Source organism: Rhodococcus sp. HM1 (genome assembly GCF_023218075.1).
Lineage (GTDB): Bacteria > Actinomycetota > Actinomycetes > Mycobacteriales > Mycobacteriaceae > Rhodococcus.
In genome coordinates this window covers 1-12,238 of record NZ_JALPTB010000005.1, presented here as the reverse complement: position 1 = coordinate 12,238, position 12,238 = coordinate 1, and the positions used below count along the sequence as shown (strand labels likewise).

Annotated in this window: 9 protein-coding genes and 1 tRNA gene; 8 read left to right on the top strand and 2 right to left on the bottom strand. The window is 68.5% G+C overall.

Features of this window, described 5'->3' with window-relative positions; translation table 11 throughout:
* Positions 1-23: 23 nt before the first annotated feature.
* A tRNA-Sec gene (locus M1M07_RS04350) sits at positions 24-118 on the bottom strand.
* Positions 119-176: 58 nt separating this feature from the next.
* On the opposite strand from M1M07_RS04350, the gene selD reads away from it, so the two are divergent.
* From selD to nrfD, 4 genes are all read left to right on the top strand, one after another.
* Entirely contained in the window at positions 177-1,199 is a 1,023-nt protein-coding gene (selD, locus tag M1M07_RS04345; RefSeq protein WP_197252227.1) for a selenide, water dikinase SelD, read from the top strand.
* A gap of 100 nt (positions 1,200-1,299) precedes the next feature.
* A complete protein-coding gene (gene fdh, locus M1M07_RS04340) occupies positions 1,300-4,605 on the top strand; it encodes a formate dehydrogenase (RefSeq protein ID WP_248673383.1) in 3,306 nt (1,101 codons plus the stop codon).
* Positions 4,602-5,516, top strand: coding sequence for a 4Fe-4S dicluster domain-containing protein (locus M1M07_RS04335; protein ID WP_197252230.1), 915 nt, complete (start codon positions 4,602-4,604; stop codon positions 5,514-5,516). Before fdh ends, M1M07_RS04335 begins: the two co-directional genes overlap by 4 nt.
* Positions 5,513-6,532, top strand: a complete 1,020-nt coding sequence (nrfD, locus tag M1M07_RS04330) for an NrfD/PsrC family molybdoenzyme membrane anchor subunit (protein ID WP_197252231.1) — start codon at positions 5,513-5,515, stop codon at positions 6,530-6,532. The genes M1M07_RS04335 and nrfD overlap by 4 nt, the downstream gene beginning before the upstream one ends.
* Positions 6,533-6,536: 4 nt before the next feature.
* Here nrfD and M1M07_RS04325 read toward each other — a convergent pair whose 3' ends face one another.
* Positions 6,537-7,505, bottom strand: a complete 969-nt coding sequence (locus M1M07_RS04325) for a sigma-70 family RNA polymerase sigma factor (protein WP_231610533.1) — start codon at positions 7,503-7,505, stop codon at positions 6,537-6,539.
* Between the two features lie 325 nt (positions 7,506-7,830).
* Between M1M07_RS04325 and M1M07_RS04320 the strand changes: the two genes are divergently transcribed.
* The 4 genes from M1M07_RS04320 to M1M07_RS04305 form a co-directional block, all read left to right on the top strand.
* Entirely contained in the window at positions 7,831-9,165 is a 1,335-nt protein-coding gene (locus M1M07_RS04320) for an AarF/ABC1/UbiB kinase family protein (RefSeq protein ID WP_248673479.1), read from the top strand.
* Between the two features lie 93 nt (positions 9,166-9,258).
* Positions 9,259-10,068, top strand: a complete 810-nt coding sequence (locus tag M1M07_RS04315) for a crotonase/enoyl-CoA hydratase family protein (RefSeq protein WP_197252233.1) — start codon at positions 9,259-9,261, stop codon at positions 10,066-10,068.
* 37 nt (positions 10,069-10,105) lie between these two features.
* Complete coding sequence (locus M1M07_RS04310; RefSeq protein WP_197252234.1) at positions 10,106-11,263, top strand: acyl-CoA dehydrogenase family protein; 1,158 nt, start codon at positions 10,106-10,108, stop codon at positions 11,261-11,263.
* A gap of 2 nt (positions 11,264-11,265) precedes the next feature.
* Positions 11,266-12,238, top strand: a 973-nt coding sequence (locus M1M07_RS04305; protein WP_248673382.1) for an AMP-binding protein, incomplete at its 3' end; no start/stop codon positions are given.

Below are 12,238 nucleotides of genomic sequence, written 5' to 3'. Positions count from 1 at the left end.
CCTCGTCCCCGGAGTGACCGATCTGGCGGAGGCGGACGGGAATCGAACCCGCCTGACCCAGATGCTGGGCCACAACGGTTTTGAAGACCGCGTCCGTCACCAGACGAGAACCGCCTCCGCGCCCACCTTAACCGGAAGTCACGCCCGAGGTCGCGGCTCGGCCGTATGTTGGCGCCATGACCGCACACGTCGATCAGCCCGGTCGCGCCTACCGGCTCACCCAGTACGCGGCCGGTGGCGGCTGCGCCTGCAAGGTCCCGCCCGGCGAGCTCGAACGCGTGCTCGGCGGCCTGCCGGGAGGCCGCGCGGCGGGGGAGCTGCTGGTCGGTGTGGAGAACGGTGACGACGGTGCCGCGGTCCGGATCGACTCGGCGCCCGACGGGAGCGGCCGGGCTCTGATCGTGACCGCCGACTTCTTCACCCCGGTCGTCGACGACCCCTACGACTGGGGGCGGATCGCCGCCACCAACGCGATGTCCGACGTATACGCGATGGGCGGCACGCCCGTGGTTGCCGTGAACCTGCTCGGCTGGCCGCGGGAGATCATCCCGTTCGAGCTGGCCGCCGAGGTGATGCGGGGCGGTGCCGACGTATGCGCCGAGGCCGGCGCCTACCTCGCCGGCGGGCACAGTATCGACGACCGGGAGCCGAAGTACGGGCTCGCAGTTACCGGGCTCGGAGATCCGGATCGATTGCTGCGCAACGACTCTGCCGAACCCGGCCTACCGCTCACCCTCACCAAGCCTCTCGGTCTCGGCATCCTCAACAATCGCCACAAGTCGACCGGCGAGCGGTTCGAGGAGGCGATCGCGGTGATGACGACCCTCAACCGTGACGCGGCGCGGCTCGCCCACGAAGCAGGGGTCCGTGCCGCCACCGACGTGACGGGATTCGGTCTGCTCGGGCACCTGATGAAGATGATGCGGGCCAGCGGGACGACTGCGGTGATCGACGCCGCGAGAGTGCCCTATGTCGGCGGGGCGAGGGAATCGCTTGCCGAGGGGTTCGTGCCGGGCGGGAGCCGGCGCAACCTCGAGTGGGTCCGCGACCACGTGGAGTCCGCGGTGGACGACGACGAGCTGCTTCTGCTCGCCGACGCACAGACGTCCGGCGGCCTCCTGGTCGTAGGGGAGTTGCCGGGCCACCCGGTGATCGGCGAGGTGGTTCCGGCGGCGGCGCACGCGATTCGGGTGCGCTGAGACCGTGCATGCCGGTGGACGACCCGAACGGCCTGACCTAGGCTCGAAACACGCGGCACGACGCTGTGCCGGCGGGCGGCACCGCACACCTGGAGGCCCGATGGCGGAGAAGAGATCCTCCCTGCCCTGGCCCGTGCTGCGCCAACTCGTCGGCAAGGATCCGCTCGGGCGCGGGAAGGCAGTCCGCTCCCGGCGTACCGACGCAGTCGAACCGCGTACCTCGACCGCCGATCGTGTCGCGCGCAGTGTGTGTCCCTACTGTGCCGTCGGATGTGGCCAGCGGATCTTCGTCAAGGACGAGCGGATCGTCCAAATCGAGGGGGACCCAGACAGCCCGGTCAACCGCGGTCGGCTCTGCCCCAAGGGCTCGGCGAGCAAGAATCTCGTCACCAGCGATCTGCGCGAGACCCGGGTCCGGTATCGGCGCCCCTACGGCACCGAATGGGAGGACCTCGACCTCGATACCGCCATGGAGATGGTCGTCGACCGCGTGCTGCGGACCCGGCGCGATACCTGGCAGGAACTCGACGAGAAGGGCCGCCGTGTCCGGCGCACGATGGGCATCGCCAGTCTCGGCGGCGCGACGCTGGACAACGAGGAGAACTACCTCATCAAGAAGCTGTTCACGGCGATGGGGGCGGTCCAGATCGAGAACCAGGCCCGCATATGACACTCCGCCACCGTCCCCGGTCTGGGGACCAGCTTCGGGCGCGGCGGCGCCACCGGTTACACAGCCGACCTGGCCAACGCTGACTGCATCGTCATCCAGGGCTCCAACATGGCCGAGGCCCACCCGGTGGGCTTCCAGTGGGTCGTGGAGGCCCAGAAGCGTGGCGCACGCGTCATCCACGTGGATCCCCGATTCACCCGCACCAGCGCTGTCGCGGACAAACACGTGCCCATCCGGGTCGGCAGCGACATCGCTTTCCTCGGCGGCATCGTCAACTACGTGCTGAGCAACGAGCTGGACTTCCGCGAGTACGTCGTCAACTACACCAACGCCCCTGTGCTCGTCAGCGACAAGTTCGTTGACACCGACGACCTCGACGGGCTCTTCTCGGGCTTCGACCCCAAGTCCCGGACGTACGACCCGACCAGCTGGCAGTACGACGTGGAGGACGAGCCGGGCGATCTGCACCGGTCCCAGGCCGCGGACTCCGCGGAGCACGCGAAGCATCGGGATACCGCCGCGGGTCTGCAGCACGAGGCGCACGGCATCCCGATCGCCGGGCATCCCAGGCGCGACGAGACCCTGCAGCACCCGCGCTGCGTCTATCAGGTGCTCAAACGGCACTTCGCCCGCTACACCCCCGAGGTGGTCGAGCAGGTGTGCGGCGTCTCGCAGGAGGATTTCCTCGACGTCTGCCGGGCGTGGACGGAGAACTCCGGGCGGGAGCGGACGACCGCCCTCGTCTACAGCGTGGGCTGGACCCAGCACAGCGTGGGCGTGCAGTACATCCGCACCGGCGCGATCCTGCAGCTGCTGCTGGGCAACATGGGCCGCCCCGGTGGGGGCATCATGGCCCTCCGCGGGCACGCCAGCATCCAGGGCTCCACCGACATCCCGACCTTGTTCAATCTCCTCCCCGGCTACCTGCCGATGCCCGACGCCGACCGGCACCGGTCGCTGTCGGACTGGATCGACAGCGTCCGCAACCCGGGCAGCAAGGGCTTCTGGTCGAAGGCCGATGCGTATGCCGTCAGCCTGCTCGCGGCCTACTGGGGCGACGCTGCCACCGCGGACAACGACTTCTGCTTCGACTACCTGCCCAGGATCACCGGAGACCACGGCACCTACCGCACGGTGCTCGACATGATCGACGGAAAGGTCAAGGGCTACTTCCTCCTCGGCCAGAACCCCGCCGTGGGGTCCGCCCACGGCCGGGCGCAGCGGCTCGGGATGGCGAACCTCGACTGGCTCGTGGTGCGCGACCTGTTCGAGATCGAGAGCGCGAGCTTCTGGAAGGACTCACCGGAGGTCGAGACCGGTGAGATCGTGCCCGAGGAGTGCGGTACCGAGGTGTTCCTGTTCCCCGCCGCCGCCTACACGGAGAAGGAAGGCACCTTCACGCAGACCCAGCGGATGCTGCAGTGGCGTGAGAAGGCGGTCGAGCCGCCGGAGGACTGCCGCTCGGAGATGTGGTTCTTCTACCATCTCGGGCGCATGATGCGGGAGCGGCTGGCCGGGTCGACCGACGAGCGCGACCGCCCACTGCTCGACCTGGCATGGGATTACCCCGTGCACGGCACGCACGACGAGCCCAGCGCCGAGGCGGTGCTGATGGAGATCAACGGTTACGGCGTGGCGACGCGCCGGCCGCTGTCGTCGTTTACCGAGATGAAGGCGGACGGCTCCACACTTGGTGGCTGCTGGATCTACACCGGTGTGTTCGCCGACGGCGTCAACCAGGCAAACCGCCGAAAATCACGCCACGATCAGTCTTTCGTTGCGCCGGAGTGGGGTTGGGCGTGGCCGTTGAACCGTCGCATCCTCTACAACCGGGCTTCCGCCGACCCCGAGGGCAGGCCGTGGAGCGAACGCAAGGCCTACGTGTGGTGGGACGCCGACACCGGCCGGTGGACCGGCGAGGACGTGCCGGACTTCGAGAAGACCAAGCCACCGAGTTACCGGTCGCCGGTCGGTGCCCAGGGCGTCGAGGCGATCGAGGGCAACGATCCGTTCATCATGCAGGGCGACGGCAAGGGTGCCCTGTACGCGCCGCAGGGACTCGTCGACGGCCCGATGCCGACCCACTACGAACCGGTCGAATCGCCGTTCCGGAACCTGCTCTACGGGCAGCAGGCCAATCCGACGCGCGTGGAATACCGCCGCGACGACAACCGGATGAATCCCGCGCCGCCGGAGGAACACGTCGACGTCTTCCCGTTCGTGTTCACGACCAGCCGGCTCACCGAGCACCACACGGCGGGCGCGATGAGCCGCTATCTCGAGCACCTCGCCGAACTGCAACCGGAGATGTTCGTGGAGGTCTCGCCCGTTCTGGCGGCCGAGCGCGGACTCGAGCACATGGGCTGGTGCCACGTGGTCACCGCCCGCTCGGTGGTCGAGGGCCGGGTGCTGGTGACCGACCGGTTGCGTCCGCTGAAGGTCGAGGGCAGGACCGTCCACCAGATCTGGCTGCCGTATCACTGGGGCGCAGGCGGCAAGGTGAAGGGCGATTCGGCGAACGACCTGTTCGGGATCACGTTGGACCCCAACGTGCTCATCCAGGAGACCAAGGTCGGTACCTGCGACGTCCGCGCCGGACGTCGGCCGACCGGCGCGGCGCTGCGCAAGTACGTCGAGGGGTACGCGCGCCGGGCCGGGGTAACCGGCACCTACCCGCCCATCGTCACCGTCACCGGCACGGACGGCGCATCCACCCCCGAGGAGGACGACGAGTGATCGGCCGCAACAGTTTCTTCGGACCGCTCGACCCCGCACCCGACGCCGGTTACGAGGATTCGCCGGCGCGGAAGGGTTTCTTCACCGACACCAGCGTGTGTATCGGCTGCAAGGCGTGTGAGGTCGCCTGCAAGGAGTGGAACGACGTCCCCGAGAACGTGTTCGCGATGCTGGGCACGTCCTACGACAACAGCCATTCGCTCAACGCCAACCAGTGGCGTCACGTCGCGTTCATCGAGCGACCGGCGCAGAAGCGGGAACCGGTTTCTCTGGGCATGCCCACCGTCGGAGCCGCGCCCGGTGACCGACCGGACGAGGAGAAACCCGACTTCCGGTGGCTGATGTCCTCGGACGTGTGCAAGCACTGCACCCACGCCGCCTGCCTCGACGTCTGCCCGACCGGTTCCCTGTTCCGCAGCGAATTCGGCACCGTGGTCGTGCAGGACGACATCTGCAACGGCTGCGGCTACTGCGTCGCCGCCTGCCCGTACGGCGTCATCGACCGCCGCAAGGGACCGGAGGGGAACCCGAAAGTCGGTATCGCCCAGAAGTGCACACTCTGCTACGACCGGCTCACCGACGGGCAGACCCCCTCGTGCGCGCAGGCATGCCCCACACAGTCGATCCAGTTCGGCGACGTCGAGGAGTTGCGCGCGCGGGCCGAGGAACGGCTGGCGTCGTTGCACGAGCGAGGCGTCACGGACGCCCGGCTCTACGGCAACGACCCCGAGGACGGGGTCGGCGGAACCGGTGCCTTCTTCCTGCTCCTCGACGAGCCCGAGGTCTACGGTCTGCCTCCGGACCCGGTGGTGACCACCAAGGACCTGCCGGAAATGTGGACCCGGGCCGCCGTCGCGGCGGTCGCGATGCTGACTGGCGCGGCCGTGTCGTTCCTGAGGAGGCGCGGGTGACGCAGACGCAGCACGGCGGCAGCCCAGGCAACCCACGCCGATCGGGAGCCGGAGGCGGCGGCGACCGGGTGATGGTGCCGGAAGCCGCCTTCGAGTCCTACTACGGGCGGCAGGTCGTGAAGCCGGCGCCCTGGGAACACGACATCGCCGTCTACCTGTTCTCCGGAGGCGTGGCGGCCGGGAGTTCGCTGCTGGCCGCGGGCGCGGATCTCACCGGCCGCCCTGCGCTGCGCCGGGTCGCCCGGTTCGGTTCGCTCGCCTCCCTGCTCGTCAGCATCGTCGCCCTCGTTCGCGACCTGGGCAAACCGGCTCGTTTCCTCAACATGCTGCGGGTGGCCAAGCCGACCTCGCCGATGTCGGTGGGCACCTGGATCCTGTCTCTGCACGGTCCGTTCGCCGGTATCGCTGCCGCGGCGGAACTGGCCGCAGTGCTGCCCACCCGGTGGAAGCGGGGGCCGGTCCGGCTTCTGCTCGCCCTCGGCCGGCCCGCCGGGATCGTGGGGGCCGTGACCGCGCCGCCCGTGGCCGCCTACACCGCGGTACTTCTTTCCGACACTGCTACTCCTGCATGGCATTCCGCTTACAAAGAGCTGCCGTTCGTCTTCTGCGGATCGGCTGCCGCAGCGTCCGGCGGTCTCGGTCTTCTGGGTGCACCGGTCGCCGAAGCCGGGCCTGCACGCGCCTTCGCCGTCGGCGGCGCGCTCGTCGAACTGGCGACGGAGCACCGGATGGAGCGGTCGATGGGACTTGCGGCCGAGACGCTTCACCGGGGGAGGGCAGGACGGCTGATGGGGGCCGCCAAGGCCCTTACTGCGGCAGGGGCCGTGGGTGCCCTTGCCGGACACCGCAGTCGGGTGCTCTCGATGGTCTCCGGTGCCGCGCTCATGGCTGGCTCGCTGTGCACTCGCCTCGGCGTCTACGAGGCCGGCATCGCCTCGGCGAAGGATCCGAAGTACACCGTCGTGCCCCAACGGGAGCGGGTCGATCGCGGGGAACCGGTGCGCTACCGGGGCTGAGGTATCAGTCGCGTGCCGGCGGCGTCGGCGGCAGCCCGAACTTCTCGAACAGATCGACGTCGAAGAACACGGTCACGTGCACGACCCGGCCGTCGACGATGTCGAGGACCTGTAACTGGAACGGACGGTGCTGTCCGTCCTCGCCGCGCATGTACAACCCGAGCGCCGGTTGCCCGTTCGCGACCGTCGGGATCAGGATCTGGTCGCCGGGACCCTTCGCCGGGCAGTTGACCCGGATCAGCGTGCCGATGTTCTCCGCACCCTGATACCAGCCCTCGAACGGCGGCATCTCCCAGACCGCCTGCTCGGTGAGCATCTTGACGATCGAGTCGATGTCGTAGTTCTCGAAACCGTCCACCCATCGCTGGACCAGTTCGCGGGTCTCGGCGCTGTCCGGTTCGGCGAGTTCGTCCCGCGTGACCTCGGCTTCGTTGAGTTGTGCGCGAGCACGCTGCAGCAGGCTGTTGACCGCAGCGGTCGTCGTGCCGAGCGCTGCGGCGACCTCGGACGCCCGCCACTGCAGCACCTCCCGCAGCAGCAACACCGCGCGTTGCCGCGCCGACAGGTGCTGCAGCGCGGCGATGAACGCCAGCCGGATCGAATCCCGCGACGTGACGATCACGGCCGGATCGGACGGATCGTCGGAGTGGCCGTCGTCGGTGAAGGTGCCCGGTATCGGTTCGAGCCACGGCACCTCGGGGCGCTGGACCAGATCCTCCGTGGGATCCGAGCTGGGTGCACCCAGGCCGGTGGGCAGCGGACGGCGTGAACGGCCCTCCAGCGCCGTGAGGCAGACGTTGGTCGCGATCCGGTGCAGCCACGTCCGCAGTGACGCCCGCTCCCCGAAGTTCTCGTAACCGCGCCACGCGCGCAGATAGGTCTCCTGCACGAGGTCCTCGGCGTCGTGGATCGACCCGCTCATCCGATAGCAGTGCGCCAGCAGCTCCCGGCGATACGGATCCGCGCGGCTCATGAAGTCGGTCTCGTCGGCACCGTCCACCGACTCCGGAATGTCCTGTACTACGTCGAGCGCCTGTTCGGTCATGGCCCCTGCCCGCCTCGGTCGACACGAATGTTCTCGGCTACCCGACCGAGGGTAGTCGGCGGCACCGACAGAAACAGCCTCTCGAAGTATCTGTGCACGCCGGGTACCGTCGCACCTTGCGCAGGACTACGAAGACGCCGGCGCCGGACACGAGGGGGATTTCGTGCACGTTGCAGCGCACGTCGGTGACGGGCAGCAGCATCCCGTCGGCCCGTACGCCGGCGGACCGCCGCCCGAGGCACTGCAGGTGGCCATGCCGCCGCTCGACAGGCTCGGCCCGGCCGAACTCGGCCGCGCGGTCGTCGTCGTCGTCGTCATCGTCGTCGCCGTGCTGACGAAGGTGCTGGCCTGGCCGATGCGGCCGGACGGTCGCGGGATCGTCGACGCGGCCGCCGAGGGTGTCGTCGACGCGTTCGAGACACTCGGGCCGACGTTCGTGAAGCTCGGTCAGCTCGTCGCGTCGTCGTCGGGCCTGTTCCCCAAGCCCCTCGCCGACGCGTGCCTGCGTTGTCTCGACGACGTTCCGCCCGTCCCGGCCGCGAAAGCTCGCGCGGTGCTCGAGGAGGATCTCGGACACCGCATCGACGAGTTGTTCGCCGAGTTCGACGACACCCCGCTCGCTGCGGCCTCGGTCGCGCAGGTGCACGCGTGTGTGTTGCGGGACGGGCGCCACGCGGTGGTGAAGATCCAGCGGCCGGGCATCCGTCACCGCATGCTCGTCGATCTGCGCGCCGCGTATGCGGGTGCGCGGCTGTTGCAGGTCTTCGAGTTCTTCCGGATCGCGAATGCACCGGCGATCATCCGGGACCTCTACTCCGCGACCATGACCGAACTGAACAGTGCCGTCGAAGCGGACCGGCAATCGCGGTTCCGGGACCGGATCGGTGCGTTCGGTGACAACAAGGGTGTCACCACCCCCGAGGCGTACTGGGACTACTGCGGTCCGCGGGTGATCTGCATGGAACGCCTGTACGGGATTCCGATGGACCGCGTCGCCGCCGATCCGGACAGTGGCGTCGACACGCGGCTGCTGATCCGGCGCGGGGTCAAGGTGTGGATCGAATCGGTCGTGCTGCACGGCCCGTTCCACGGCGACGTCCACGCCGGAAACCTGTGGCTGCTCGACGACGGCCGGCTCGCGCTCCTCGATTTCGGGATCGTCGGTGAGCTGCCCGAGCCCTGGCGGATAATCCTCCGGGATCTGTTCCATGCCACCGCCGTCGACGGCGATTTCGCCGGCGTGGCGCGCGGGATCCGCGAACTCGGTTACGGAACCGGGACGGATCTCGACGACGAGACGCTGGGGTTGGAGGTCGCCGAGGCGCTCGCACCGCTCCTGGGGCGGGAGCTGGGGGAACTGCGGCTGAGCGACCTGATCATGGCGTTGATCCGGCTCGGCAAACGGTGGGGTGTCGCGAGCCCGGAGGAAATGGTGCTGTTCGGCAAGCAGCTCGGGTACTTCGAGCGTTATGCGCGGGCGCTGGCGCCGGGCTGGGTACTCGGCCAGGACCTGTACCTGTTCCGCAACATCTTCCCGGAGGACGTTGCGATAGGCGCGGCCGAATCGGGCATTAGCCTGCCCGACTGATCAACAACGCTCGCGGCTCTTTACAGGTCGCGCCGGCTACCCTAATTTTAACGATCGTTCGACTCAAACTTTTCGGGAAGGGATCTCCTCGCCATGAGCACCGCGAACGACGTCGTACTCAGCACCCGCAAAGGCAACGTCGTCACCTGGACGATCAACCTCCCGGACCTGCGCAATCCAATCTCCGGCGACGACGTCGTCGAACGCCTCGTCGAACTCGTCGACGAGGCGAACGCCGACATCGAGACCCGCGTGGTGATCCTGACCGGCGCCGGCAGCGCGTTCTCCGCCGGCGGCAACGTCAAGGACATGGTCGACCGCGCCGGCATGTTCGCCGGCGCACCGCACGCGCTGCGCGAGGGCTACCGCCGCGGCATCCAGCGCCTGCCGAAGGCCATCTACCACTGTGAGGTCCCGATCATCGCGGCCGTCAACGGCCCCGCGGTCGGAGCCGGCTGCGACCTGGCGATGATGTGCGACATGCGGATTGCCTCGAACACCGCGTTCTTCGCCGAGAGCTTCGTCAAGCTCGGCATCATCCCCGGTGACGGCGGCGCCTGGTTGCTTCCGCGCGCGATCGGTGCGGCCCGGGCCGCCGAGATGGCGTTCACCGGGGACCGCGTCGACGCGGCCACCGCCCTCGACTGGGGCATGGTTTCGCGTGTCGTCGAGCCGGAGAACCTGCTCGACGCCGCCCACGAACTCGCCGAGCGTGTCGCCGTCAACCCGCCGAACGCCCTGCGTATGACCAAGAAGCTCCTGCGCGAAGGCCAGCGCGTCGACCTCGACACGCTGCTCGAGCTCTCCGCCTCGCTGCAGGCACTGTCCCACCACACCGCCGATCACCGGGAAGCGTTGTCCGCCTTCCTCGAACGCCGCACCGGGAACTTCACCGGCGAGTGACCCCGGCACCGCCCACACTTTCGACAAGGACGATCACATGAAGCGCACAATCCTCACCGAAGAGCACGAACAGTTCCGGAAGATGGTGCGCGACTTCATCGAACGTGAAGTCGCACCGCACCGCGAGGAATGGGACGAGATCGGCCACCCGCCCCGCGAATTCTTCAAGCGCCTCGGCGAACTCGGCATCCTCGGCATCCAGGTCCCCGAAGAATTCGGTGGCGGCGGCGAATCCAGCTTCGTCTACAACACCATCGTGTTCGAGGAGGTCGCGCGCGCGGGAGTCTCCTTCGGCGGCTACACCGTTCACGCCTGCCTGATCCTGCCGTACCTGCTCGAATACGCCACCGAGGAGCAGAAGAAGCGCTGGCTCCCGGGCTTCGCGGACGGCTCGATCATGACCGCCATCGCGATGACCGAACCCGGCACCGGGTCCGACCTGGCGAACATCGCGACCACCGCGAAGCTGTCCGAGGACGGCAGCCACTACATCATCAACGGCGCCAAGACGTTCATCACCGGCGGCGCCACCGCCGACCTGATCCTCACCGTGTGCCGCACCTCGCCGTTCGACCCCGAGAACCGGCGCGGCGGCCTCTCCATCATCGCGGTTCCGACTGCGAACGAAGGCTTTTCGGTCGGACGCAAGCTCAACAAGATCGGGCTGCACCAGCAGGACACCGCCGAGCTGTCGTACAACGACGTCAAGGTTCCTGTCGAGAACCTCCTCGGCGAGGAGGGCAAGGGCTTCTCGTACCTGACCCACAACCTGCCGCAGGAACGCCTGAGCATCGCCCTGAACCAGGTCGGGTTCGCCGAGGCCGCGATCGCGCACGCGATCGCCTACACCTCGGACCGCAAGGTGTTCGGCAAGCCCGTCGCCGCGTTCCAGAACACCAAGTTCGTTCTCGCCGAGTGCTCGGCCGAGACCCAGATGGCCCGCGTCTACGTCGACCACTGCCTCGAACTGCTCGACCGCAAGGAGCTGACGGTCGCCGACGCGGCGCGCGCGAAGCTCGTGTGCACCGAGATCGCCGGGCGGGTCATCGACAAGTGCCTGCAGCTGCACGGCGGATACGGCTACATCACCGAGTACCCCATCGCCCGCCTGTACGCGGACACCCGCGTCACCCGCATCTACGGCGGCACCAGCGAGGTCATGAAGACGATCATCTCCAAGGATCTGGGGCTGTAGGAATGTATCCGGGTCGCTACGCCGCCACCACCCCGGACCGTCCGGCGGTACACGAGGCCGCGACCGGACGCGTGATCACCTATCGCGAGCTCGAGGACGCGTCGGTACGGTTCGCGCACTGGCTGCGCCGGCACGGCGTCGGGGTCGGCGACCACATCGCCGTCCTCACCGTCAACGACGCCACGGTGTTCGAACTGTACTGGGGCGCAGTGCGTTCGGGTGTGTATATCACCCTGGTCAACACGCACCTCGCACCCGCCGAGGCGGCGTACATCGTCGACGACTGCGACGCGAAGGTGCTCGTCGTGTCCGCGCCGCTGGCGCAGCTCGCCCGCGACATCGTGCCGCTCACGCCGAAGGTGGCGCACCGCCTGGCATTCGGAGGTCCGGTGCCCGGCCACCTGGTGTACGAGGACGAGGTGGCGGACCTGCCGACGGTCCCGCCCGCCGACCAGCCCCGCGGCAGCGACATGCTGTACTCGTCCGGAACCACCGGACGCCCGAAGGGCATCCGGCCGCCCCTCAGCGGCGCACAGGTCGGTGACGAGCCGGGCCCCCCGCTGCTCAACACGGTGCGGGGCTTCGGATTCGACGAGAACACCGTCTACCTGTCGCCGGCGCCGATCTACCACGCCGCGCCGCTGCGCTACGGCGCGTCGACCCAGGCGCTCGGCGGAACGGTCGTGCTCACGGACCGGTTCGACGCCGAGCGCTGCCTCGAGTACATCGAGCGGTACCGCGTCACCCACAGCCAGTGGGTGCCCACGCATTTCGTTCGGATGCTGCGGCTTCCGCAGGAGGTGCGGGACCGATACGACCTGTCGTCGATGAAGTACGCGCTGCACTCGGCGGCGCCGTGCCCGGTCGACGTCAAGCAGGCGCTCATCCGCTGGTGGGGTGAGATCGTGTACGAGTACTTCTCGTCCACCGAGGCCATCGGCAGCACGGTGATCACCCCGCAGGAGTGGCTCCGCA